The 23,032-nt window shown below is 62.8% G+C and carries 22 protein-coding genes and 1 riboswitch; of the genes, 6 read left to right on the top strand and 16 right to left on the bottom strand.

Annotated features, from left to right (window positions below; genetic code table 11):
- Positions 1 to 13: 13 nt before the first annotated feature.
- Genes BM321_RS17430 through cobO form a run of 6 tightly spaced genes read right to left on the bottom strand, consistent with a single transcriptional unit; the run spans position 14 to position 6,001 of the window.
- Complete coding sequence (locus BM321_RS17430; RefSeq protein WP_092443620.1) at positions 14 to 1,465, bottom strand: cobyric acid synthase; 1,452 nt, start codon at positions 1,463 to 1,465, stop codon at positions 14 to 16.
- The gene (gene cobD / locus BM321_RS17425) at positions 1,462 to 2,454 is read right to left on the bottom strand and encodes a threonine-phosphate decarboxylase CobD (RefSeq protein WP_092443618.1); all 993 of its coding nucleotides are present in this window, start codon (positions 2,452 to 2,454) and stop codon (positions 1,462 to 1,464) included. Before cobD ends, BM321_RS17430 begins: the two co-directional genes overlap by 4 nt.
- A complete protein-coding gene (gene cbiB / locus BM321_RS17420; protein WP_092443616.1) occupies positions 2,447 to 3,355 on the bottom strand; it encodes an adenosylcobinamide-phosphate synthase CbiB in 909 nt (302 codons plus the stop codon). The genes cobD and cbiB overlap by 8 nt, the downstream gene beginning before the upstream one ends.
- On the bottom strand, positions 3,352 to 4,002 hold the full coding sequence (gene bluB / locus BM321_RS17415) for a 5,6-dimethylbenzimidazole synthase (RefSeq protein ID WP_092330445.1): 651 nt from the start codon (positions 4,000 to 4,002) through the stop codon (positions 3,352 to 3,354). Before bluB ends, cbiB begins: the two co-directional genes overlap by 4 nt.
- Complete coding sequence (locus BM321_RS17410) at positions 3,999 to 5,393, bottom strand: cobyrinic acid a,c-diamide synthase CobB (protein ID WP_092443614.1); 1,395 nt, start codon at positions 5,391 to 5,393, stop codon at positions 3,999 to 4,001. Before BM321_RS17410 ends, bluB begins: the two co-directional genes overlap by 4 nt.
- Positions 5,390 to 6,001, bottom strand: coding sequence for a cob(I)yrinic acid a,c-diamide adenosyltransferase (gene cobO, locus BM321_RS17405; RefSeq protein ID WP_060741073.1), 612 nt, complete (start codon positions 5,999 to 6,001; stop codon positions 5,390 to 5,392). Before cobO ends, BM321_RS17410 begins: the two co-directional genes overlap by 4 nt.
- Positions 6,002 to 6,081: 80 nt before the next feature.
- Positions 6,082 to 6,294, bottom strand: a riboswitch (cobalamin riboswitch).
- A gap of 154 nt (positions 6,295 to 6,448) precedes the next feature.
- On the opposite strand from cobO, the gene BM321_RS17400 reads away from it, so the two are divergent.
- Together BM321_RS17400 and BM321_RS17395 are read left to right on the top strand one after the other, a co-directional pair.
- Positions 6,449 to 7,033, top strand: coding sequence for a hypothetical protein (locus BM321_RS17400; protein ID WP_092204047.1), 585 nt, complete (start codon positions 6,449 to 6,451; stop codon positions 7,031 to 7,033).
- A gap of 202 nt (positions 7,034 to 7,235) precedes the next feature.
- Entirely contained in the window at positions 7,236 to 8,546 is a 1,311-nt protein-coding gene (locus BM321_RS17395; protein ID WP_092443612.1) for a PQQ-dependent sugar dehydrogenase, read from the top strand.
- A gap of 151 nt (positions 8,547 to 8,697) precedes the next feature.
- Here BM321_RS17395 and BM321_RS17385 read toward each other — a convergent pair whose 3' ends face one another.
- The 5 genes from BM321_RS17385 to BM321_RS17365 form a co-directional block, all read right to left on the bottom strand.
- A complete protein-coding gene (locus BM321_RS17385) occupies positions 8,698 to 9,234 on the bottom strand; it encodes a C40 family peptidase (protein WP_092443608.1) in 537 nt (178 codons plus the stop codon).
- Between the two features lie 165 nt (positions 9,235 to 9,399).
- On the bottom strand, positions 9,400 to 10,026 hold the full coding sequence (locus BM321_RS17380) for a C40 family peptidase (RefSeq protein ID WP_072411813.1): 627 nt from the start codon (positions 10,024 to 10,026) through the stop codon (positions 9,400 to 9,402).
- A gap of 212 nt (positions 10,027 to 10,238) precedes the next feature.
- Positions 10,239 to 10,943, bottom strand: a complete 705-nt coding sequence (hda, locus tag BM321_RS17375) for a DnaA regulatory inactivator Hda (RefSeq protein WP_003178999.1) — start codon at positions 10,941 to 10,943, stop codon at positions 10,239 to 10,241.
- A 169-nt stretch (positions 10,944 to 11,112) separates the two neighbouring features.
- Positions 11,113 to 12,186 carry an AI-2E family transporter gene (locus BM321_RS17370; RefSeq protein ID WP_092443606.1) on the bottom strand — a complete coding sequence of 358 codons (1,074 nt, stop codon included), beginning with the start codon at positions 12,184 to 12,186 and terminating at the stop codon, positions 11,113 to 11,115.
- Between the two features lie 32 nt (positions 12,187 to 12,218).
- On the bottom strand, positions 12,219 to 13,277 hold the full coding sequence (locus tag BM321_RS17365; protein ID WP_092443604.1) for a DUF2066 domain-containing protein: 1,059 nt from the start codon (positions 13,275 to 13,277) through the stop codon (positions 12,219 to 12,221).
- 365 nt (positions 13,278 to 13,642) lie between these two features.
- Here BM321_RS17365 and purM point away from each other — a divergent pair, with 365 nt between their 5' ends.
- From purM to BM321_RS17345, 4 genes are all read left to right on the top strand, one after another.
- A complete protein-coding gene (purM, locus tag BM321_RS17360) occupies positions 13,643 to 14,701 on the top strand; it encodes a phosphoribosylformylglycinamidine cyclo-ligase (protein WP_092170007.1) in 1,059 nt (352 codons plus the stop codon).
- The gene (gene purN / locus BM321_RS17355; RefSeq protein ID WP_092443602.1) at positions 14,701 to 15,351 is read left to right on the top strand and encodes a phosphoribosylglycinamide formyltransferase; all 651 of its coding nucleotides are present in this window, start codon (positions 14,701 to 14,703) and stop codon (positions 15,349 to 15,351) included. The genes purM and purN overlap by 1 nt, the downstream gene beginning before the upstream one ends.
- 8 nt (positions 15,352 to 15,359) lie before the next feature.
- Positions 15,360 to 16,073 carry a DUF3108 domain-containing protein gene (locus BM321_RS17350; RefSeq protein WP_060741064.1) on the top strand — a complete coding sequence of 238 codons (714 nt, stop codon included), beginning with the start codon at positions 15,360 to 15,362 and terminating at the stop codon, positions 16,071 to 16,073.
- A 389-nt stretch (positions 16,074 to 16,462) separates the two neighbouring features.
- The gene (locus BM321_RS17345; protein WP_092257736.1) at positions 16,463 to 16,657 is read left to right on the top strand and encodes a hypothetical protein; all 195 of its coding nucleotides are present in this window, start codon (positions 16,463 to 16,465) and stop codon (positions 16,655 to 16,657) included.
- 159 nt (positions 16,658 to 16,816) lie between these two features.
- Here BM321_RS17345 and BM321_RS17340 read toward each other — a convergent pair whose 3' ends face one another.
- From BM321_RS17340 to cysM, 5 genes are all read right to left on the bottom strand, one after another.
- Positions 16,817 to 17,356 (bottom strand): DUF2058 domain-containing protein, encoded by a 540-nt coding sequence (locus tag BM321_RS17340; RefSeq protein WP_053124301.1) that lies wholly within the window; start codon positions 17,354 to 17,356, stop codon positions 16,817 to 16,819.
- Positions 17,357 to 17,382: 26 nt separating this feature from the next.
- Entirely contained in the window at positions 17,383 to 18,216 is an 834-nt protein-coding gene (mazG, locus tag BM321_RS17335; protein ID WP_092443600.1) for a nucleoside triphosphate pyrophosphohydrolase, read from the bottom strand.
- A 128-nt stretch (positions 18,217 to 18,344) separates the two neighbouring features.
- Positions 18,345 to 20,591: a GTP diphosphokinase gene (gene relA, locus BM321_RS17330; RefSeq protein ID WP_014339754.1), complete on the bottom strand. Its 2,247-nt coding sequence runs from the start codon at positions 20,589 to 20,591 to the stop codon at positions 18,345 to 18,347.
- Between the two features lie 101 nt (positions 20,592 to 20,692).
- Entirely contained in the window at positions 20,693 to 22,063 is a 1,371-nt protein-coding gene (rlmD, locus tag BM321_RS17325) for a 23S rRNA (uracil(1939)-C(5))-methyltransferase RlmD (RefSeq protein WP_092443598.1), read from the bottom strand.
- A complete protein-coding gene (gene cysM, locus BM321_RS17320; RefSeq protein WP_092443596.1) occupies positions 22,063 to 22,965 on the bottom strand; it encodes a cysteine synthase CysM in 903 nt (300 codons plus the stop codon). Before cysM ends, rlmD begins: the two co-directional genes overlap by 1 nt.
- Positions 22,966 to 23,032: the final 67 nt, after the last annotated feature.

The following is a 23,032-nucleotide window of genomic DNA, read 5'->3' as shown; positions in this document are numbered from 1 at the left end:
CAGCCCAGCCACCTCAAATCCCACAGAGCTCACGCAACAATCCAGTATCCAGATGCCGCTCCACCAGATCCGCCAACCGCTCGATGTCCCGCTCGCGCAAGCCGTGGTAATCCACCGTTTGCACATCCGCCAACCCCGCCCAACGCAGCAACGCACTGCTGGCCTGGGGGGACTCGAACAGCCCGTGCAGGTAGGTGGCGAAAATTTGCCCATCGAGGCTCTGGGCACCGTCGCAACGGCCACTCTCCAGATGCACCGCAGCCTGTTCCAGGGCAGGGCCAGTGGTCACGCCCGCGTGGATCTCATAGCCGCTGACTTCGGCCGCTTCCAAGGCCAGTCGCCCGCGCACATTGCGCAGTTGCTTCTCGTGCTCCAGGGTCGTTTCAAAATCCAGCAGGCCCAGCCCGGCACTGGAACCCGCCGCGCCTTCCAGCCCCAGCGGGTCGTGGACCTGCTGGCCAAGCATCTGCAAACCGCCGCAGATGCCCAGCAATTTGCCGCCGTAGCGCAGGTGACGATGGATCGCCGTCTCCCAACCGTTGGCCCGCAGGTAAGCCAGGTCGCTGCGCACGCTTTTCGAGCCGGGCAGGATGATCAGGTCGGCCGGCGGGATGGGCTGGCCGGGGCCGACGAATTGCAGGTCGACCTGAGGGTGCAGGCGCAACGGATCGAAATCGGTGTGGTTGCTGATGCGCGGCAAGACTGGCACCACCACTTTCAGCACCTGCTCGGCCTTGTCGATCTGGCGCTGATCGAGGCCATCCTCGGCTTCCAGGTGCAGATCCATGACGTACGGCAACACGCCGATCACCGGTTTGCCGGTGCGCGCCTCCAACCAGTCCAGGCCCGGTTGCAGCAAGGCGATGTCGCCACGAAAACGGTTGATGATGAAGCCCTTTACCCGTGCCTGCTCGCTGGGGGAAAGCAACTCCAGCGTGCCGACCAGATGGGCGAACACCCCGCCGCGATTGATATCGGCGATCAGCAGCACCGGGCAGTCCACCGCCTCGGCAAAGCCCATGTTGGCGATGTCACCGGCGCGCAGGTTGATCTCCGCCGGCGAGCCGGCGCCTTCCACCATCACCACCGCATAGGCCGCGCTCAAGCGCGCGTGGGAGGCCAGCACCGCTTGCATCGCGATGGCTTTGTAATCGTGATAAGCCACGGCGTTCATGGTGGTGACGGCACGACCATGGATGATCACCTGGGCGCCGGTGTCGCTGTTGGGCTTGAGCAGCACCGGGTTCATGTCGGTGTGCGGCTCGAGCCCCGCCGCCTGGGCCTGCACCGCCTGGGCCCGGCCGATTTCGCCGCCGTCGGCGGTCACGGCGCTGTTGAGGGCCATGTTCTGCGGCTTGAACGGCACCACGCCCACACCCTGGCGCCTGACCCAGCGGCACAAGGCCGTGACCAGGGTACTTTTGCCAGCATCGGAGGTGGTGCCCTGCACCATCACTGTGGTCATGGGTTGTCCTTGGCGTAGGCCTCGAAGGCTTGTTCGAGGCGCAGGAACTCGCTGTCGTCGGCCGGCAGCCCGAAACGCAGGCTGCTGGTGTTCACGAACAGGCGCAGGAGAATGCCGCGATGGGCCATGAAATCGTGAAGCCCCTGGGCGTGTTCGGTGACCAGCCATTGGAACAACCCGCAGCCGCCCTGCGGCTTGAAGCCGTGGCGTTCGAGCAACAACGCCAGGCGTTGGCTGGTGGCTTCGCAGCGTTGACGCTGGTCTGCGTGGGCAGTGCTGTCCAGCAGGCACGCCTGGCCCAGCACCCGGGTCGGCCCGCTGACGGCCCACGGCCCGACCTGTTCGGCGAGCAACTTGAGCAAGCGGCGTTCGGCCAATACAAAGCCCAGGCGAACTCCGGCCAGGCCGAAGAACTTGCCGAACGAACGCAGGACGATCAGCCCGACCAGATGGGTGTACGCCGCCAGGCTCAGCGCCGGGGTGACGTCCATGAACGCTTCATCCACCACCAACCAGCCACCGCGCTGGGCCAGGCGGGCATGCCAATCCAGCAAACGCTCGGGCGCCAGGCTCAGGCCCGTGGGGTTGTTCGGATTGACCACCACCAGCACGTCGAGGCTGTCGAGGAAGAAATCCACTTCCGCTTCCAGCACTTCGCGCACGATATAGCCGCTGCGGCGCCAGGCTTCGGCGTGCTCGGCGTAACACGGCGACAAGACGCCGACCTTGCCACTGCGACGCAGGCGCGGCAACAGCTGGATGGCCATCTGCGAACCGGCCACCGGCAGCACATCCAACGCACCGTAGTAATCGCAGGCGGCTTGCTCCAAGCCATCATCGGCTTCCGGCAGGCGCGCCCAAGCCCGCAAGGGAATCGCCGGAACATCGAACGGCCAAGGCGCGAGGCCGCTGGACAAATCGAGCCAATCGGCCTCGGCAATGCCGTATTGCCGGGCCGCGTTGCGCAAGCGTCCACCGTGCTCAAGCATAGAACTCAGCTCCCAGGCAGAGAATCAGCAACCACAACCATACCCCGCGCTGGACCAATTGCCAGCCGCGATCAATGGAATCGGCACTCGCCGGCACACCATCGCCCAAGGGCGGACGTTGGTGCAGTTCGCCGTGGTAAACCGCCGCCCCGCCCAGCTCGACACCCAGCGCTCCGGCCCCGGCGGCCATGACCGGCCCGGCGTTGGGGCTGTCCCAGGTCGGGCCCTGGCTGCGCCAGCACTTGAGCGCCAGGCGGGTCTGGCCGAGCAGTGCGTAGGTCAACGCCACCAGGCGCGCCGGAACGTAGTTGAGTACATCGTCGATCTTGGCCGCCGCCCAGCCGAAGCGCTCGAAGCGTTCGTTGCGATAGCCCCACATGGCGTCGAGAGTATTGCTCAAGCGGTACAGCACCACCCCGGGCGTGCCGGCCACGGCGAACCAGAACAACGCGGCGAACACCGCGTCGCTGCCGTTTTCCAGCACCGACTCGGTGGCGGCGCGGGCCACGGCGGTTTCATCCAGTCCAGCCGTCTCGCGACTGACGAGGTAGCCGACGCGCTGGCGCGCCTGCTCCAGATCACCGCTGCGCAGTGCCCGCGCCACCGGCTCGACATGCTCGCCGAGGCTGCGCAGGCCGAGGGCACAGTACAACGCCAGGATGTCCACCAACCAGCCCACCATCGGCGCCCAGGACAGGGCCGTGGCGAACAAGGTCAACGGCACCACGGCGATCACCCAGGCCGTCACCCCGTGGCTGCGCCAGCCACGTCCGCCGGAGTTGAAACGTTGTTCGATGCGATCGGCAAAGCCACCGAACGCCACCAGCGGGTGCCAGCGCCGGGGCTCGCCCAACAGCGCATCCAGCGCCACTGCGGCGGCACTGAGCAACGCCACGCTCATGGGCTCACTCCCCAACGGTTTTCATACAGCAGTTCATTGAGCGGACGCGGTTGCGCCCAACCCTCCAGGGCGAGCATCGGCGCTGGGTAAAACCCCTCGACCGGGCCCAGGCAAAGAATCGCCAGCGGCTTGGCCCCGGCGGGCAGGCCCAGCAGGTCGGCCAGGGCCTGAGGTTCGAACAATGACACCCAGCCCATCCCCAGCCCTTCGGCACGGGAGGCCAGCCACAGGTTCTGGATGGCGCAGGACAGCGAGGCCAAGTCCATTTCCGGCAAGGTCCGGCGACCGAAGATGTGCCGCTCGCGATCCTCCATCAACGCCGCCACCAGCACTTCGGCACAGGCGTCGATGCCTTCGACCTTGAGCGTCATGAACTCATCGCTGCGCTCGCCCAAGGCCTCGGCGGTGCGAATGCGTTCCTGCTCCACCAGTTGGCGGATCTGCCCACGCAAGGCGCGGTCGCTGATGCGGATGAATCGCCACGGTTGCATCAGGCCGACGCTCGGGGCCTGGTGCGCGGCTTCCAGCAGACGGCGCAGCAGGGCCGGTTCGACCGTGCCGCCGCTGAAGTGGCGCATGTCACGGCGTTCGGCGATGGCGCGGTAGATAGCGTCGCGTTCGGTCTGGGAGAAAGCGTTGTCGGTCATGGCCTTTTCGCGAGCAGGCTCGCTCCCACAGGGTTCAGGTGATCAAATGTGGGAGCGGGCTTGCTCGCGAAGGCGGCCTCAAGGTCAGGCGCAAACAGCGCGGCAATCGCCCTGGGATTGGACGGAAAATAAAAGTGCACATAGGAAGCCGTCATCCGCCCTTGCCGGAAAACCGCCTCCGCCCCTCGCCCGCCATTGGGGCTATGGCCACGAGCAATCGGTTCAACCTCGGTGCTGGTCAGGGAATGATGATAGGTGTGCCCACGCAAGTTGCCTTCCGGCAAATCCACCGACTGCAGCGCCAGGGCCGCCAGGCGCTTTTGCATCTGCGCATCGCCGGCCAGCAAACCCAGCAGTTCGGCACGCACGCCGTCGACATCGGTCAATGAATCGAGCAGATACAACATGCCGCCGCATTCGGCGAGTAACGGTTTGTCGGCGGCGTGGTGGGCACGGATCGCGGCCAGCATCGGCGTGTTCCGGGCCAGCGCAACGTGGTGCAGCTCCGGATAACCGCCAGGCAGATAAAGACTGTCCGCCTCGGGCAGTTCGGTGTCATGGATCGGTGAAAAAAAGCTCAACTGCGCGCCCATGGCCCGCAGCAGATCAAGGCTTGCGCCATAGGTGAAGGCGAACGCTTCGTCACGGGCCACGGCGATGCGCACCCCGGCGAGCCACGGCTCAACGGCAATCACCTGCGGCGCGGCGAATTCCACCGCAGGCGGCAGCGCCACTTCGCAACTACCGGCCAAGGCATCGGCCGCCGCGTCGAGGCGCAGGTCGAGATCGTTCAATTCACTGGCTTGGACCAACCCGAGATGGCGGCTGGGCAATTCGATGCCGGTTTCCCGGGACAGCGCGCCGTACCAACGCAGGCCTTCGGTCAGGCTGCCTTCGAGCAATTGCGCGTGACGCAAGGTGCCGACCCGGTTGGCCAAGACCCCGGCGAAGGGCAGGTCCGGTTGATAACGGGCCAGGCCCAGGGCCAAGGCACCGAAGGTCTGGGCCATGGCCGTGCCGTCGATCACCGCCAGCACCGGTACGCCAAAATGCCGTGCCAGATCGGCGCTGGACGGGGTGCCGTCGAACAGCCCCATCACCCCTTCGATCAGGATCAGGTCCGCTTCAGCGGCGGCTTCCCACAACAGCCGGCGACTTTCCTGCTCGCCGACCATCCACATGTCCAATTGATAGACCGGCGCGCCGCTGGCCCGCTCCAGGATCATCGGATCGAGGAAGTCCGGGCCGCACTTGAAGACGCGCACCTTGCGTCCCTGGTTGCGATGCAACCGGGCCAGCGCCGCAGTGACGGTGGTCTTGCCTTGTCCCGAAGCCGGGGCGGCGATCAGCACCGCCGGACAGTGGCGGCTTGCCAGGCAAGGGTCACTCACAGTTCGACGCCCTTCTGCGCCTTGATGCCCGCCTGGAACGCGTGCTTGATCATGCCCATTTCAGTCACGGTGTCGGCCAGCTCGATCATCTCCGGCTTGGCGCCGCGACCGGTCACCACCACATGCTGCATCGGCGGACGCGCCTGCAGATCGCTGAGCACCTGATCGAGGTCGAGGTAGCCGTGCTTGAGGGCGATATTCAATTCGTCGAGCACCACCAGGCCAATGGACGGATCGCTGAGCAACTGACGGGATACGGCCCAGGCGGCTTCGGCGGCGGCGATGTCGCGCTGGCGGTCCTGGGTTTCCCAGGTGAAGCCTTCACCCATAACATGAAAACGCACCTGCTCCGGGAAGCGGCGAAAGAACAGCTCTTCGCCGGTGCTGTTGCGCCCCTTGATGAACTGCACCACACCGCATTGCATGCCATGGCCCATGGACCGTGCCAGCATGCCGAACGCCGAGCTGCTCTTGCCCTTGCCGTTACCGGTCAGCACCAACAGCAAGCCGCATTCATTCGGCGAGTTGGCGATGCGCTCGTCGATCACGGCTTTCTTGCGCTGCATGCGCGCCAGGTGGCGTTCGTCGCGATCAGGGGTGTCGGTCATGGGGAGCTCTCCGTTGGGATTGGATAACGGCGGGCGGGGCACAAAAAAAGACGGCAGCAAGCCTGGCATCGCCCACCGTGATGCCGTTGGATGAATCAGGCCGGTCTCCGGGCTCATGAGCGGCGTGGCGCCGGGCTGCGCGCCTTCCCATGTCGTGCGACACAGTGGCTTAGGCACAGCGTTGACTCATTTACCGTTGCGGGGGCAGCGCCGGGTTCGTGTGCACTCACCGGCTTCCCTGTTTCACTCTGTCGGCCAAACGGCCACAGAGCACCTGAAACAAGCGGCGAAGGTTAGAGGGTTGGGGGTGGAGCGTCAATTAAAGCCGCCTGTCGGGGGTGCTCATTGGCACCGATCAATAAAATGACGTCAATCTTGTGTGACCCTGCGGCAAATGATATCAAAGCGACATTACTACCCGATATCAAAAGAACAAGAGGGCAAAACATGCAAGGCATGCTCATCAGCAATCCAAAACTGGAATTCCTGCGCCCGGTGCTGGAACGTTGGTTTGATTGTATCGACCGCTACAACGCGGTGCGCGGCGATAACGACACCCCCTACTGGTTCGATGAACGAGCCAATCTCAGCTTGCTGTCGGCCGCCGCCTGGATGGCCGAGATGGTTACGCTGCAGAACGCGCCGACCCGCAAGCAGAATGAAGAAGGCGAACGCAACGTCAGCGCCGACCTGTTCATCGCCAGCACCGATGAGCGGGCCTTCATCCAGGCCACCCAACGCTGGCCCAAGGTCAACAACCTGAACCTGACCCAACCGCTGTTGGAAGCCACCAGCGATGCCAAGCGCATCAGCTACGCCAGCGACCTGAAGCTGGGCTGCCTGTTCGTCTCGCCGCAAAAGGCCCAGCAGAGCGCCACGCCCGAAGAACTGCAGGACATGATCGACGACTTGCAGAAGGAAAACACCTGCGCCGTGGCCTGGTACTTCCCCTATGCCTATCGCAAGTTGCGCAACGAGGCCGGCCAATACCATCCAGGCATTGCCGTGCTGTTCAAACAGGCCCATGGCTGAATCATTCCACGCAAAAACTGTGGGAGCGGGCTTGCTCGCGAATGCGGTGTACCAAATGACATATTAGTCAACTGGCACGCCGCATTCGCGAGCAAGCCCGCTCCCACAAGGTTTGGCCTGGCAGACTGGCCCACCCGCAGTTGAACCATCACGCGTCTACGCTTCTCTATGAATAACTACATGCATTCATAGGGAAGCCAGCATGCTCAAGCCACCTCATCTCCTGATTGTCGCCCTCGCCGCAGGGCTTGCCGCCTGCGGCGAGTCGTCCACCCTTCAAGTGTCCGACGGCACCGGCCCGGCACCGAAACTGCCTGAGCCGAACAAGACCCTGATCCCCACCGTCAACATCGCCGAAGCCGTCGGCTGGCCGCAAGGCGCCAAGCCAACCCCGGCCCAGGGCCTGCAAGTAGGCGCGTTCGCCGAAGGCCTGGACCATCCGCGTTGGCTTTACGTGCTACCCAATGGCGATGTGCTGGTGGCCGAAACCAACGCCCCGCCCAAGCCTGACGATAGCAAGGGCATCCGCGGCTGGGTGATGAAAAAGGTCATGGGCCGCGCCGGTGCCGGCGTGCCCAGCCCCAACCGCATCACGCTATTACGTGACGCCAACCACGATGGCATCGCCGAAACCCGTACGGTGTTCCTGGAAAACCTCAATTCGCCGTTCGGCATGGCCCTGGTGGGCAATGACCTGTACGTAGCCGACACCGACCGACTGATCCGCTTCCCCTACAAGGACGGTGACACACAGATCAAGGCGCAGCCGACCAAGGTCGTCGACCTGCCGGGCGGCACCCTCAACCATCACTGGACCAAGAACGTGATCGCCAGCCGTGACGGCAGCAAGCTGTACGTCACCACTGGTTCGAACAGCAACGTCGCGGAAAATGGCATGGAGGCCGAAGAAGGTCGCGCCGCCATTTGGGAAGTGGACCGGGCCAGCGGCAATCACCGGATCTTCGCCTCAGGCCTGCGCAACCCCAACGGCCTGGCCTGGGAACCCCGCAGCGGGGCCCTGTGGACGGCGGTGAACGAACGGGATGAGATCGGTAGCGACCTGGTGCCGGACTACATCACCTCGGTCAAGGACGGCGCATTCTATGGCTGGCCCTACAGTTACTACGGACAGCACGTCGATACTCGGGTCGAACCACAGAACCCGGCCCTGGTGGCCAAGGCCATCGCCCCGGACTACGCCGTCGGCCCCCACACCGCCTCACTGGGCCTGACCTTCGCCGAAGGCAGCACCCTGCCTGCACCGTTTACCGAAGGGGCTTTCGTCGGTCAGCACGGCTCTTGGAACCGTAAGCCCCACAGTGGCTATAAAGTGATTTTCGTACCGTTCAACGGCGGCAAACCCGTGGGGCAACCGGTGGATGTGCTGACCGGCTTCCTGAACGCCGACGAAAAAGCCCAGGGCCGGCCAGTGGGCGTGGTGATCGATAAACAGGGTGGGTTGTTGGTGGCTGATGATGTGGGGAACAAGATCTGGCGGGTATCGGGTCAATAACCCACCACTGAAGACTTGTAGAACCCTGTGGCGAGGGAGCTTGCTCCCGCTGGGCTGCGAAGCAGCCCTTGGGTTCTGACGGTTGCTGCGCAACCGAGCGGGAGCAAGCTCCCTCGCCACAAAAGCTTTCCAGCGGCACAAAAATCGAGGGTCAGGGATTACGCGCCAGGTGTTCCGACTGCAACACACGCTTGGCACCCAGATAAGCCTTCTGCCAATAGGCCTTGGACAGGCTGTCGAGCTTGACCGTGCCGCCCGTGGCCGGCGCGTGGACGAAGCGCCCCTCGCCGACATAGATCCCGGCATGGCTGACCTGAGAGCCGCCGTTGGTGGCGAAGAAAATCAAATCGCCGGTCTGCAAGGCATTCTTGCCGACATCCGGGGCGCGCATGCCGATCATCTCGCGCGTGGAGCGCGGCAGGGAAATACCGGCGGCGTCGCGGTACACATAACCGATCAAGCCACTGCAATCGAAGCCCGAATCCGGTGTATTGCCGCCCCAGCGGTACGGCGTCCCCACCAGGCCCAACGCCCGGAACAGGACATCTTCGGCGGCCGGGGAAAAGGATTGCGAGGGGGCAAAGACCACCGGGGCCCGCACCACAGGCGCTGGCGGCGGGGTACGGCTGGCGCACGCACTGAGCAGTGCGGCGAGGAAGATGAGCGCGAGGCGGGCCGACGTCGACATATGCAGAACAATCCTGATCTGGATGCGGCTTTTCTGCCGTGGGCATGAAAACAAATCCGCCTGCGTAGTGCGCAGGCGGATTGCCATCAATCAATGATCAAGGATTCTAGCGGCTATATGGCAAACTTCAAGTAAGACTTTAAGTTTGCCTTACAAACTGTGTGCTTACTTGCGAGCAGTGACCACAGTCGGTGCCATGGCGAGGGCGCGCTTGGCTTCGATGAAGGTCTTGCTCCAGTAGCTGTCGCCCAGGCTGTCGATGCGCACGCCACCGCTGCGGCGGCTGCTGGAATGGATGAACTGGTTGTCGCCCAGGTAGATACCGGCATGGCTGACACGACCGCGACGACCGTTGGTGCTGAAGAACAGCAGGTCACCGGGCTCCAGCTGATTGCGCGCGACCAGTGGGGCGTTCACGTTGATCATTTCGCGAGTGGAGCGCGGCAGGTTCATGCCAGCCTCTTCGCGGAACAGATAACCGATGAAACCGCTGCAATCGAAGCCGGCTTCGGAAGTACCGCCAAAACGGTAGCGGGTACCGATCAACGACATGCCACGTTCCAGGATGCTGTCAGCCAGTACTGGAAGCTGATAAGGCTTGCTGCCGGCGAAGGCTGCGAGCTCTTTGTCGGAGGCCATTTCTTCCTGGAACGCAACGGAGGAAGACTGGGCGGTAACGGAATTCTGGACCTGTGGTTGTGGCGCTTGCTGGGACACTGGAGAGTGGGCAGCGCAACCGAACAACAGGGTAACGAGTGCGAGAGGCACGAGGGGTGCGAAGCGATTTAGCATGGGCACGACCGTGGCTGAAGTAGTAAAGATGGCGAGACTATGCCTTCTATCAACCTCATTTGCAAATTCAATCGATGCAAATGTGACTTCTCGGTTTTACGTTTACATCTAAGCGCTTAAGCCCATTTTGAACGTCACGCAGCCTGCAACCCAGCAGGACCGCGGGTTTCGCCGTGTCCAGAACAGGCCATGAGCCACTACTTACAACGGTTCTACCAGCCCAAGGTTTCTTTCAAAAAAGGAATAGTCAGCTTGCGCTGGGCCTGGAGCGAGGCTTGGTCGAGGCGCTCGAGCAGCTCGAACAATGCGCTCATGCTGCGGGTGCCACGGGTGAGGATGAAATGCCCGACTTCGTCGGTCAGGTGCAGGCCACGGCGGGAAGCACGCAGCTGCAAGGCTCGGAGTTTGTCTTCGTCGGACAACGGGCGCATCTGGAAAATCAGCGCCAGGGTGAGACGGGATTTGAGATCCGCCAGTTTCACCGGCAGCTCCCGAGGCGACGTCGAGGCGGCGATCAGCAAACGCCGACCGCTGTCGCGCAGCCGGTTGAACAGATGAAACAGCGCCTCTTCCCAGTCAGCCTTGCCGGCCACGGCCTGGAGATCGTCCAGGCAGACCAGTTCGTACTGTTCAAGGTTGTCGAGGATTTCAACGCCGCGATCGAGCAACTCGGCCAACGGCAGGTAAACGGCAGGTTCGCCCAATTGCTCGAACCGCAGGCACGCGGCCTGCAACAGGTGCGTGCGCCCTACCCCGTCCTTGCCCCACAGGTAGATCAGGCTTTCGGTCCAGCCGGCGTCGGCTTCGCAAAGCCGCTCGACATAGCCGAGTGCAGCGGCATTGGCGCCTGGGTAGTAGTTGATGAAGGTGGCGTCATCACGCAGACGCACACCTAGGGGCAGCTGAATCGGTTTCATGCTGACTGAACAGTTCCAAGGGAACCGTTAGTGGCCTCTGTGTAAAGTTCGCAAAGTTTATACCCGTGACACGGACCGCACAATGCGCCGGACCACGAGCAAAATCAAAGGTTTGCAGCGGCAAGGGCGCGGAGCGTCAGTTTCCCTGACACCCCGCCGGTCATTCGCCCTACAGATCAGGGTCTTCAGCGCCGCTGTAAATGTCCGAATCCTTGTACAGATCGTGCATATGCCGCACCAGCACCATGATCACCGCCGCCACCGGCAGCGCCAGCAGGATGCCGGTGAAACCGAACAACTCGCCGCCGGCCAGGATCGCGAAGATCACCGCCACGGGATGCAGGCCAATGCGGTCGCCCACCAACAGCGGCGTCAGCACCATGCCCTCCAAGGCCTGCCCGACCATGAACACCGCCACGATGCCGACCATCGGGTACAAGTCGCCGCCGAACTGGAACAACCCGGCGATCAACGCCGCGCCGATCCCAATCACAAAGCCCATGTACGGCACGATGGCCGCCAGCCCGGCGATCAAGCCGATCAACAGCCCCAGCTCCAGCCCCACCAGCATCAAGCCGGCCGCGTAGATGAAGCCCAGGGCAACCATCACCAGCAACTGCCCCCGCACGAACGCCCCCAACACTTCATGGCATTCGCCGGTCAGGGTCATGATGCGTTCTTCGCGCTGACGCGGCAGCAGAATGCGGATCTTGGCCATCATCAGATCCCAGTCCCGCAGCAGATAGAAAGCCACCACCGGGATCAGCACCAGGTTCGCCAGCCAGCCGATCAACGCCAGGCCCGAGGCCGTAGCCTGGCTCAACACCACGCCAACGATGTCAGTCGTCTGGCCCATGTGCTCGCTGATGGCGGCCTTGACCTTGTCGAACTTCCAGAAACCGTCGGCCAAGCCCAATTTCGACTGCACCCACGGCATCGCGCTGTGCTGCAACCAATCGAGCATCTGCGGCGCCAATTCGTACAGGCGCACCAGTTGCTTGGCGAGCATCGGTATCAGCACCAGTAACAGGGCGCTCACAATCAGTGTGAACAGCGCAAACACCGTCACCACGCCCCAGGTCCGCGACAGGCCGAGTTTTTCCAGGCGATCCACGACAGGGTCGAACAGATAGGCCAACAGCAGCGCAACCAGGAACGGTGTGAGGATCGGATGCAGCAAATAGATAAGGGCGAACAGCAGGGCAACCCCACCCAACCAGAACCAACGCCGCGTATCGCCCATGAACCACTCCTAGCTATATAAAGAAAGACAACCTACCAGCGGAACCGCAAATTGGCGGCCGGTGCTGGCGCAGGTGCTGCAACCGGGGCCGAGCCATCGGCGGCGGGCGGCGCGACCGGCACTGGCGCGATGGCCTCACCGGCTGGAACCTCCTGCAGTTTTGCCAGGGCCAACTGCGCCTTCAATTGTTCGGCGCTGCCGTTGACCCGATAGACGATCCGGTCACCTTCGACCCGCTGCAACTGCCCTGCGAATGGTTCGAGCAAACGCCCCAGCGCCGCGTAGCGCTCCAGGTTCATGCCCTGCACTTCCAGCAGTTGTTCCGTGGCCACTCCCGGCTTGGCGACGAAGCGCGGCGCCAGGCGCTGGCTCACCGCGAGCATGACCGCATCGGCCAAGGCCGCAGGATCGGCGCCCTGGGCAGTACCCTGCTCACGCTGGTCCCCCAGCCACAGGCGCCAGGTACCGTGCCACTGGCCGCCTTCTTCCTTCGCATGGACCGCCAGCAAGGCGTCCGCCGCGTAGCGTTCCGAGGCATCGCGCAAAGGCGCCGGGTCGGTGCCTTCCAAGTTCGGCGCAGTGGCGACGATCTGCTCGCTCAGATCCGCCAGCGGCAGGTGCAAAGCCAGGCCCCGATGCTGCGCGGCACGCCGCAGCGACGTGGCGCTGGCTTGGCCATCGCCCACCAGGCTGGAGCCCTCGGCCGAATCGTTCAGCCACCAGCCCAGGATCGATGGCCGGTTCGCGCTCCAGAGCGACAAGCCTGCCGAGCGCAATGCCCGGTCGGTGCTCGCCGGGTCGAAATCCACTTTGAGGCTTTCGGGCGGGCCGGCGTCGTAGCCATATTGAAGAATGATCTGTTGCGGATCCTGGCGGATGGCCGCCAAGCCGGGACTCTGGGCCGCCTTGGCATCGCCGGTCAGGCGCAGCACCAGCGTATCCAGGGCGCGCAACGTCGCCTGGTTGCGCTCCTCCGGCGTCTGGTTGGTGACCGGTTCGAGCACTTGATAGAGGCCACTGACGGTTTCGGCATGGCTCGCCAGACTGATCAGCGACAAGCAGCCCACGGACAAGAATTTGAACAAACGCATGGAAGATTCCCGGACATAACGGCTGGAACAGGCCGTGTGAAGAAGATTGAGCATGGCTGAGACCACAGCACCCGGCAAAACATTCACACGCCAGGTGGAAGTTTCGCACGGTCATCACCATAACCGGTTACCGCTACACCTTATACAGAGGCGTTGCGCAGTACCAATATAAGAAATATCGGTTTTTTTCCGCGGATATGTCCCTGCCCGTCGGCGCGAGGATGGCCGCTGCCCCTCAAGCCTGATAAAATCGCGCGCCTTCGCAGACCGGCAACGGCCGGGCCCCCGGAATAATTCGTACAACGGTTATTCAATGGCCCTGGCGGTCGGTCGTTACCCAGAAATCCCCCCTAAAGGCCTGGATCATGAGCAAGCAACCCTCCCTGAGCTACAAGGACGCCGGTGTAGACATCGACGCCGGTGAAGCATTGGTCGAACGCATCAAGAGCGTCGCCAAGCGCACTGCGCGCCCGGAAGTCATGGGCGGCCTGGGCGGTTTCGGCGCCCTCTGCGAGATCCCGGCCGGCTACAAGCAACCGGTCCTGGTCTCGGGCACCGATGGCGTCGGCACCAAGCTGCGCCTGGCCCTGAACCTGAACAAGCACGACAGCATCGGCATCGACCTAGTGGCCATGTGCGTGAACGACCTGGTGGTGTGCGGTGCCGAGCCACTGTTCTTCCTTGACTACTACGCCACTGGCAAACTGAACGTCGACACCGCTGCCCAGGTCGTGACCGGCATCGGCGCCGGCTGCGAACTGGCCGGCTGCTCCCTGGTCGGCGGCGAAACCGCCGAAATGCCAGGCATGTACGAAGGCGAAGACTACGACTTGGCCGGCTTCTGCGTCGGCGTCGTGGAGAAAGCCGAAATCATCGACGGCTCGAAAGTCGCTGCCGGCGATGCCCTGCTCGCCCTGCCGTCCTCCGGCCCGCATTCCAACGGCTACTCGCTGATCCGCAAGATCATCGAAGTCTCGGGTGCCGACATTGAAAACACCCAGCTCGACGGCAAGCCACTGGCCGACCTGCTGATGGCCCCGACCCGCATCTACGTCAAGCCGCTGCTCAAGCTGATCAAGGACACCGGTGCCGTCAAGGCCATGGCCCACATCACCGGTGGTGGCCTGCTGGACAACATCCCGCGCGTGCTGCCAAAAGGCGCCCAGGCCGTGGTCGACGTGGCGAGCTGGACCCGCCCGGCGGTGTTCGACTGGCTGCAAGAGAAAGGCAATGTCGATGAAACCGAAATGCACCGCGTGCTGAACTGCGGCGTGGGCATGGTCATCTGCGTGGCCCAGGAGCACGTCGAGACCGCCCTGAATGTCCTGCGTGAAGCCGGCGAACAGCCTTGGGTCATCGGCCAGATCGCCACCGCGGCCGAAGGCGCCGCGCAGGTCGAGCTGAAAAACCTTAAGGCACACTGATGTCCGCAACCTGTGACGTGGTGGTGCTGCTGTCCGGCACCGGCAGTAACTTGCAGGCCTTGATCGACAGCACGCGGACCGGCGACAGCCCGGTCCGTATCCGTGCGGTGATTTCCAACCGCGCCGATGCCTACGGCCTGCAACGTGCCAGGGACGCGGGCATCGACACCCGCGTCCTGGATCACAAGGCGTTCGAGGGCCGTGAAGCCTTCGACGCCGCGCTGATCGAACAGATCGACACCTTCAATCCGCAACTGGTCGTGCTCGCAGGCTTCATGCGCATCCTCAGCGCGGGCTTCGTGCGTCACTACCAGGGCCGCCTGTTCAATATCCATCCCTCGCTGCTGCCCAAATACAAAGGGTTACATACTCACCAGCGCGCGCTGGAGGCCGGAGACACGGAGCACGGCTGCTCCGTGCACTTTGTCACCGAGGAACTCGATGGCGGACCACTGGTCGTACAGGCAGTAATACCGGTAGAGTTGCACGACACGCCGCACAGCCTGGCGCAACGGGTTCACGCCCGCGAGCACCAGATCTACCCGATGGCCGTGCGTTGGTTTGCCGAAGGACGGCTGACCCTCGACGATCGCGGAGCCTCACTGGACGGCCAGTTACTCGCCGCCAGCGGCCATTTGATTCGATACTAGGAGATTTTATGCGTCGCGCCCTGCTCTTCGCTTGCGCTCTGCTTGCCTTGCCCCTGGCACAGGCCGCAGAACTTCAACCGTTCTCCGCCAGCTACACCGCCGACTGGAAACAGTTGCCCATGAGCGGCACCGCCGAGCGCAACCTGACCAAGGAGGCCAACGGCACCTGGAAGCTGAGCTTCAAGGCTTCGATGATGATCGCCAGCCTGACCGAAGAAAGCACCCTGACCCTGGACAAGGACACCCTGCTGCCACAGTCCTACCACTTCGAACGGGGTGGCCTGGGCAAGGCCAAGAAGGCCGACCTGGACTTCGACTGGAACACCAAGATGGTCACCGGCACCGATCGCGGTGACGCGGTCAAGCTGCCGCTCAACCGTGGCATGGTCGATAAGTCCACTTACCAGTTGGCCCTGCAGCATGACGTGGCGGCTGGCAAGAAAAGCATGAGCTATCAGGTCGTGGATGATGGCGAAGTCGATACCTATGACTTCCGTGTCCTGGGCTCGGAGAAGGTCGACACCAAGGCCGGACAGATCGATGCGATCAAGGTCGAGCGCGTGCGCGACCCGACACAAAGCAAGCGCATCACCGTGCTCTGGTTCGCCAAGGACTGGGATTACCTGCTGGTGCGCCTGCAACAGGTCGAGACCGACGGCAAGGAGTACAACATCATGCTCCAGGACGGCACGGTCAACGGCAAGGCTGTGAAAGGCAGCTGATCCACACTGATTCAAGAAGCCCCGCACCTGCGGGGCTTCTTTTTGCCCAAACTTCATGAAATGCCTAGATGCCCTGGTGGGCTATGTGGGAGCGAGCTTGCTCGCGATAGCAGCGTGTCGGTCGCCATGTTTGTCGCTGATCTATCGCCATCGCGAGCAAGCTCGCTCCCACAGGATGTGTGTTCATGGAGAATGCCTCCTTCAACATGAAATCTTCTTCATGAACAACACCTGCGACCGAATGCCGCGCACCACCTGGCCTGCAGGATTGTTGCACTTTCCATGAAAACTTCTTAACGAACCGGGGCATTTACTTAGCACGCTATCCAAATCTATAACAAAGTCCTGCACACGCCTTGCTGCAGATAACAGAGATTGGAGCTTGCAAGATGACTGTGAAAGTAACTGAACGCGACGACGCCCATATGTCCCATGAAGGCATTGCCGCCGGTATCCGGATCTGGGACGTGCATCAACAGGATCTGCTGGTGGGCATGTTCCACTCCGAAACGGACGCCCACAGCTACAAGGCTGAGCTGGAGCGCGAGGAACGACTGCGCTCGCGTGAGGCGGCGGGATCGTAAGAACACCACAGCCCCTGTGGGAGCCGAGCTTGCTCGCGATGGCGGGGTGTCAGTCAGTACATTACCTGGCTGATATACCGCCATCGCGAGCAAGCTCGGCTCCCACACAAGCTCACTCCCACAGGTTTTGTGTTTCAGCTCAACGACATTGCGCCGCTCTCACCACATCAAATCATCAGGAATCTGATACGCCGCGTACGGATCATCGGCATCCACTTCTTCGGTCTGGGTGTTGAGCTGGACGATGCGCTTGGGGTCGCGCTCCTGGATCTTCAGGGCTGCCTCGCGCGGGATCACTTCGTAACCGCCGGCGTGGTGGACGATCGCCAGGGAGCCACTGCTCAACTTGTTGCGCATCAGCGTATTGACCGAGATGCGCTTGACCTTCTTGTCGTCGACGAAGTTGTAATAATCCTCAGTGGTCAGCTTCGGCAGGCGCGAGACCTCGATCAATTGCTTGATCTGCGCGGCCCGGGCCTTCTGCTCGACCTTTTCCTGCTGCTGCCGGTTGAGTTCCTGGTCGCGCTTGACCTTTTCGGCCATGGCTTCCTGGGCGGCGCGCTGCTGGGAATCATCCAGTTCGATCTGGCCTTTGTGGGCCAGGCGCTGCTGCTTCTGTTTCTCTTTGCCGACCTGCTTGGCCTGCTTTTGGTTGACCAGCCCTGCTTTGAGCAACTGGTCGCGAAGGGAAAGGCTCATGGTGCTTACTCACTTAGGCAACGGCCTCAGCCACAGCTGGGCAAATTCTTTTCCTGACGTTTGGCTTCGCCCCACAAGGCGTCCAACTCTTCGAGGGTGCAATCTTCCATGGGACGGTGGGTGTCGCGCAATGCCTGTTCGATAAATCGGAACCGCCGCTCGAACTTCCCGTTGGCGTCGCGCAGCGCGGTTTCCGGGTCGACCTTGAGGTGGCGAGCCAGGTTGACCACGCTGAACAGCAGATCGCCGATCTCGTCGCTGATGGCCACCGGATCGTTGTCGGCCATGGCTTCAAGCACTTCGTCCAGTTCCTCGCGGACTTTGTCGAGCACCGGCAAAGGACCTGGCCAGTCGAAACCGACCTGGCCGGCACGCTTTTGCAGCTTCGCCGAGCGGGACAACGCCGGCAGCGCCCCCGGTACATCGTCGAGCAGCGACAATTGCTCGGGCGCCGAGGCTTTCTCGGCCCGTTCCTCAGCCTTGATCTCTTCCCAGCGCCGCTTGACCTGCTCTTCGCTCAAGCGCGGGATATCCATGGGCGCATACAGGTCACCGGTAGGAAACACATGGGGATGGCGGCGGATCAGCTTGCGGGTGATGCTGTCGACCACGCCGGCGAATTCGAAGCGGTTTTCTTCCCGGGCCAACTGGCTGTAGTACACCACCTGGAACAACAGGTCGCCCAACTCGCCCTGCAGGTGATCGAAATCGCCGCGTTCGATCGCATCGGCCACCTCGTAGGCTTCTTCAAGCGTATGAGGAACGATGGTGGCGTAGGTTTGCTTGATGTCCCACGGGCAGCCGTACTGCGGGTCCCGCAGACGGTTCATCAGGTGGAGCAGGTCTTCGAGGCTGTACATCAATCCATCCCATCACAAAAAGCCCTGTGGGAGCGAGCTTGCTCGCGATGGCGGCGGATCAGTCAACACTTTTGTTGCCGACAAACCGCTATCGCGAGCGAGCTCGCTCCCACATTTTTGGACTGCGCTTAACCTGGCGTCCGGTTACGCCGGGTCTCGATGATGTTCGGCAACTGGGAGATCCGCCCCAGCAACCGCCCCAGCGCATCAAGCCCCGGAATCTCGATGGTCAGGGACATCAACGCGGTGTTGTCTTCCTTGTTCGAACGGGTATTGACCGCCAGCACGTTGATCCGCTCGTTCAGCAATACCTGGGACACGTCACGCAGCAGACCGGAGCGGTCGTAGGCGCGGATGACGATGTCCACCGGGTAGGTGAGCACCGGCACCGGCCCCCAACTGACCTGGATAATCCGCTCCGGCTCGCGACCGGCCAGTTGCAGCACCGAGGCACAGTCCTGACGATGAATGCTCACGCCGCGGCCCTGGGTGATGTAGCCGACGATCGCATCCCCCGGCAATGGCTGGCAGCAGCCGGCCATCTGGGTCATCAGGTTGCCCACGCCCTGGATCTGGATATCGCCGCGCTTGCCCGGTTTGTAGCCGGTGGCCTTGCGCGGGATCAGCTCCAGTTGCTCGTTGCCACGCTCCGGCTCCACCAGTTGCTGGGCCAGGTTGACCAACTGCGCCAGGCGCAGATCGCCGGCACCGAGGGCGGCAAACATGTCCTCGGCGGTTTTCATGTTGGCTTTTTCGGCCAGCTTGTCGAAGTCCACCTGCGGCAGCCCCAGGCGCCCGAGTTCACGCTCGAGCAGGGTCTTGCCGGCGGCGACGTTCTGGTCGCGGGCCTGCAGCTTGAACCAGTGGACGATTTTCGCCCGCGCCCGGGATGTGGTGATGTAGCCCAGGTTCGGGTTCAGCCAGTCGCGGCTCGGCGTACCGTGCTTGCTGGTGATGATTTCGACCTGCTCACCGGTCTGCAGGCTGTAGTTGAGCGGCACGATCCGCCCGTTGATCTTGGCACCACGGCAATTGTGGCCGATCTCGGTGTGGACCCGGTAGGCGAAGTCCAGCGGTGTCGCGCCCTTGGGCAGATCGATCGCGTGGCCGTCGGGGGTGAAGATATAGACCCGGTCCGGTTCGATGTCGACGCGCAGCTGTTCGGCCAGGCCGCCGATGTCACCCAGTTCCTCATGCCACTCGAGCACCTGGCGCAGCCAGGAAATTTTCTCTTCGTAGTGGTTGGACCCGGACTTGACGTCGGTGCCCTTGTATTTCCAGTGGGCACAGACCCCCAGCTCGGCTTCCTCGTGCATGGCATGGGTGCGGATCTGCACTTCCAGCACCTTGCCCTCGGGGCCGATCACCGCGGTGTGCAACGAGCGATAGCCGTTCTCCTTGGGGTTGGCGATGTAGTCGTCGAACTCCTTCGGAATGTGCCGCCACAAGGTGTGGACGATCCCCAGCGCGGTGTAGCAGTCGCGCATTTCCGGGACCAGCACACGAACGGCGCGAACGTCGTAGATCTGGCTGAATTCCAGGCCCTTGCGCTGCATTTTTCGCCAGATCGAGTAGATGTGCTTGGCCCGGCCACTGATGTCGGCTTCCACGCCGGTGGCCTGCAACTCTTCACGCAACTGGGTCATCACATCGGTGATGAAGCGCTCGCGATCCAGGCGCCGCTCATGCAACAGCTTGGCGATCTGCTTGTATTGGTCGGGCTCCAGGTAGCGGAAGGACAGGTCCTCCAGCTCCCACTTGATGTGACCGATGCCAAGACGATGGGCCAGGGGGGCATAGATGTCGAACACCTCCCGGGCGACGCGATTGCGCTTTTCGTCATCGGCGGACTTCACGGCGCGGATCGCGCAGGTGCGCTCGGCCAGCTTGATCAGCGCGACGCGCACATCGTCGACCATCGCCACCAGCATCTTGCGCAGGTTTTCCACCTGGCCCTGGGTGCCCAACACCATGGATTGGCGCGGGCTGAGGCTGGCGCTGATAGCGGCCATGCGCAGCACGCCGTCGATCAGCTTGGCCACCACGGTGCCGAAGCGCTGGCTGACCACCGGTAGCTGGATCTGCCCTTCGCGCACGCCGCGGTACAGCACCGCCGCCACCAGGGAGTCCTGGTCGAGCTTGAGGTCAGCGAGAATTTCGGCGATCTCCAGGCCCGTCTGGAAACTCGAGGTGCCTTCGGACCACAGGTTCTTCGCCGCGTTATGTTGCTGCTCCGCCTCGCGAGCGAACTCGCAGGCGGCCTTCAAGGCTTCGCGATCCAGTGCCATGTCGACGCTGACCGCATGATCGAGCCAAGCCTCGAGATTGATACTGCCGTCGGTGTTGATCGGCTGGTGTGCTCTCACCTGTACCATCTTTGCTTACCTTCCCTACGACGCAGATTCAATGCGTCAACTTCGCTGACCTTCGCTGCCCGTGTTTCCGCCCAGGGCTGTGGCGGGTTGGCACGAACGGGTCAGTCGGACAAGCCATCCTGGCTCGCTTCAAATAACGCCATGGCCTCGACATGCGCCGTTTGAGGAAACATATCGAGAATCCCGGCACGTTTTAACCGGTAGCCCTGCTTGATCAGTTCGACCGTATCCCGGGCCAAAGTTGCCGGGTTGCACGATACATAAACCAACCGTTTGGCCCCCAGGGACGACAGCTTGCGCACCACCTCGAAAGCACCGTCACGGGGTGGGTCCAAGAGTACCGCAGAAAAGCCTTCACCGATCCATTCGGCATCAGCCAGAGGCTGGGATAAATCGGCCTGAAAAAAGGCAGTGTTATTCAAATTGTTGCTGACGGCATTGGCCGCCGCACGGTCCACCATGGTTTGCACGCCTTCCACGGCCACCACTTGGCGCACGCTTTTGGCCAGCGGTAAGGCAAAATTGCCCAGGCCGCAGAACAGGTCCAGCACCCGCTCCTCGGAACGCGGCGCCAGCCATTGCAGGGCCTGGGCGATCATCGCCTCGTTGACCCCGGCGTTCACCTGGATGAAATCCCCGGGCCGGTACGCCAGCTCAAGGTCCCAGGCATCCAGGCGAAAGCCCAGGGCCTGTCCGGGTTCGACCGGTTGCGGCTCACCTTCACCGTGCAACCACAACTGGGCCTCATGAAACGCGCAGAAATCCTTGAGAATGGTCAGGTCGGCCTCCGACAGCGGCGCCATGTGGCGCAGCAATACCGCAAGGGACGAGCCGGCGAACAATTCCACATGGCCCAGGGCCTGGGGTTTGCCCAGGCGTCGAAGCATCTCCGGCAGGCGACTCATGATCGACTGCAAGGGCTGTACCAGCACCGGACAATCGCCAATGGCGACGATGTCCTGGCTGCCGACAGCACGGAAACCCACTTCGAGTTTTTTCGCCTTCTGATCCCAGCGCACCGCCACGCGGGCGCGACGCCGATAACCGAACTCAGGCCCACTTAATGGCGCGGCCCATTCATCCGGCTCGACCCCGGCCACCCGCGACAGCTGCTCGGCGAGCATGCGCTGTTTCAGGGCGAGTTGTTCGTCATGGGGCAAATGTTGGACGCTGCAACCGCCGCAACGACCGGCATGGATACACGGCGCTGCGCGACGCAGGTCACTGGAGAGGAACACCCGCTCGGTCCGTGCCTCGACCACTTTGCCGTGGGCACCGAGCACCCGCGCCTCGACCTCTTCGCCGGCCAGGGCGCCGATGACAAACCAGGTCCGCCCATCGACGAACGCAATGCCCCGGCCATCGTTGGCCAGGCGTTCGATGGTCAGGCGCTGCTTTTTACCGGTGGGCACTTGTGGGGCCCGGCTTCCGCCGCTGGGCTGGAAGCGCAAGCCTCTTTCATGCTTGGCCATCAGTTGGGCGCGTCGAAAATGCCGGTCGACAGGTAACGGTCGCCACGGTCGCAGATGATCGCCACGATCACCGCATTTTCCACTTCCTTCGACAGACGCAGCATCCCCGCCACGGCACCGCCCGACGACACGCCGCAGAAGATGCCCTCCTCACGGGCCAGGCGACGGGTCACGTCCTCGGCTTCGCTCTGGGCCATGTCGATGATGCGGTCCACGCGGTCGGCCTGGTAGATCTTCGGCAGATACTCTGCGGGCCAGCGGCGGATGCCGGGAATGGCCGAGCCTTCCATCGGTTGCAGGCCGATGATCTGCACGTTCGGGTTCTGTTCTTTCAGATAGCGCGAGGTACCCATGATGGTACCCGTGGTGCCCATCGAGCTGACGAAATGGGTGATGGTGCCGTCGGTCTGGCGCCAGATCTCAGGGCCGGTGGTGGTGTAGTGGGCCTCGGGATTGTCGCCGTTAGCGAACTGATCCAGCACCTTGCCACGCCCCTCGGCCTGCATGCGCTCGGCCAGGTCCCGGGCACCTTCCATGCCCTGCTCCTGGGTCACCAGGATCAACTCGGCGCCATAGGCCGTCATCGCCGCCTTGCGCTCGGCACTGGAGTTGTCGGGCATGATCAGGATCATCTTGTAGCCCTTGATCGCCGCCGCCATCGCCAAGGCAATACCGGTGTTGCCGGAAGTCGCCTCGATCAGGGTATCGCCAGGCCGGATTTGCCCGCGCAACTCGCCACGGGTGATCATCGACAGCGCCGGCCGGTCCTTGACCGAACCCGCCGGGTTATTCCCTTCGAGCTTGAGCAAAAGCGTATTAGTGGTCTCGCCAGGCAAGCGCTGCAAGCGGACCAGCGGGGTGTTGCCGACGCAATCGGCGATAGTGGGGTACTGCAAAGTCATGGCGTATTCGCAATCCGGACTGCGGGGGCGCCTATCATACCGGCAAACCTGGCGCGGCCATATCACG

The sequence above is a fragment of the Pseudomonas sp. NFIX10 genome, from assembly GCF_900111955.1.
GTDB classification, from domain to species: Bacteria; Pseudomonadota; Gammaproteobacteria; order Pseudomonadales; family Pseudomonadaceae; genus Aquipseudomonas; species Aquipseudomonas fluorescens_AA.
The sequence above is the reverse complement of the archived record's forward strand: the minus strand, read 5'-3'. Positions and strand labels throughout refer to the sequence as shown.

Bases quoted from the DNA above. Each gene is read 5' to 3' on its own strand.
- BM321_RS17430 (WP_092443620.1), bottom strand. From the start codon at position 1,465: ATGACCACAGTGATGGTGCAGGGCACCACCTCCGATGCTGGCAAAAGT.
- cobD (WP_092443618.1), bottom strand. From the start codon at position 2,454: ATGCTTGAGCACGGTGGACGCTTGCGCAACGCGGCCCGGCAATACGGC.
- cbiB (WP_092443616.1), bottom strand. From the start codon at position 3,355: ATGAGCGTGGCGTTGCTCAGTGCCGCCGCAGTGGCGCTGGATGCGCTG.
- bluB (WP_092330445.1), bottom strand. From the start codon at position 4,002: ATGACCGACAACGCTTTCTCCCAGACCGAACGCGACGCTATCTACCGC.
- cobO (WP_060741073.1), bottom strand. From the start codon at position 6,001: ATGACCGACACCCCTGATCGCGACGAACGCCACCTGGCGCGCATGCAG.
- BM321_RS17400 (WP_092204047.1), top strand. From the start codon at position 6,449: ATGCAAGGCATGCTCATCAGCAATCCAAAACTGGAATTCCTGCGCCCG.
- BM321_RS17395 (WP_092443612.1), top strand. From the start codon at position 7,236: ATGCTCAAGCCACCTCATCTCCTGATTGTCGCCCTCGCCGCAGGGCTT.
- BM321_RS17385 (WP_092443608.1), bottom strand. From the start codon at position 9,234: ATGTCGACGTCGGCCCGCCTCGCGCTCATCTTCCTCGCCGCACTGCTC.
- BM321_RS17380 (WP_072411813.1), bottom strand. From the start codon at position 10,026: ATGCTAAATCGCTTCGCACCCCTCGTGCCTCTCGCACTCGTTACCCTG.
- hda (WP_003178999.1), bottom strand. From the start codon at position 10,943: ATGAAACCGATTCAGCTGCCCCTAGGTGTGCGTCTGCGTGATGACGCC.
- BM321_RS17370 (WP_092443606.1), bottom strand. From the start codon at position 12,186: ATGGGCGATACGCGGCGTTGGTTCTGGTTGGGTGGGGTTGCCCTGCTG.
- BM321_RS17365 (WP_092443604.1), bottom strand. From the start codon at position 13,277: ATGCGTTTGTTCAAATTCTTGTCCGTGGGCTGCTTGTCGCTGATCAGT.
- purM (WP_092170007.1), top strand. From the start codon at position 13,643: ATGAGCAAGCAACCCTCCCTGAGCTACAAGGACGCCGGTGTAGACATC.
- purN (WP_092443602.1), top strand. From the start codon at position 14,701: ATGTCCGCAACCTGTGACGTGGTGGTGCTGCTGTCCGGCACCGGCAGT.
- BM321_RS17350 (WP_060741064.1), top strand. From the start codon at position 15,360: ATGCGTCGCGCCCTGCTCTTCGCTTGCGCTCTGCTTGCCTTGCCCCTG.
- BM321_RS17345 (WP_092257736.1), top strand. From the start codon at position 16,463: ATGACTGTGAAAGTAACTGAACGCGACGACGCCCATATGTCCCATGAA.
- BM321_RS17340 (WP_053124301.1), bottom strand. From the start codon at position 17,356: ATGAGCCTTTCCCTTCGCGACCAGTTGCTCAAAGCAGGGCTGGTCAAC.
- mazG (WP_092443600.1), bottom strand. From the start codon at position 18,216: ATGTACAGCCTCGAAGACCTGCTCCACCTGATGAACCGTCTGCGGGAC.
- relA (WP_014339754.1), bottom strand. From the start codon at position 20,591: ATGGTACAGGTGAGAGCACACCAGCCGATCAACACCGACGGCAGTATC.
- rlmD (WP_092443598.1), bottom strand. From the start codon at position 22,063: ATGGCCAAGCATGAAAGAGGCTTGCGCTTCCAGCCCAGCGGCGGAAGC.
- cysM (WP_092443596.1), bottom strand. From the start codon at position 22,965: ATGACTTTGCAGTACCCCACTATCGCCGATTGCGTCGGCAACACCCCG.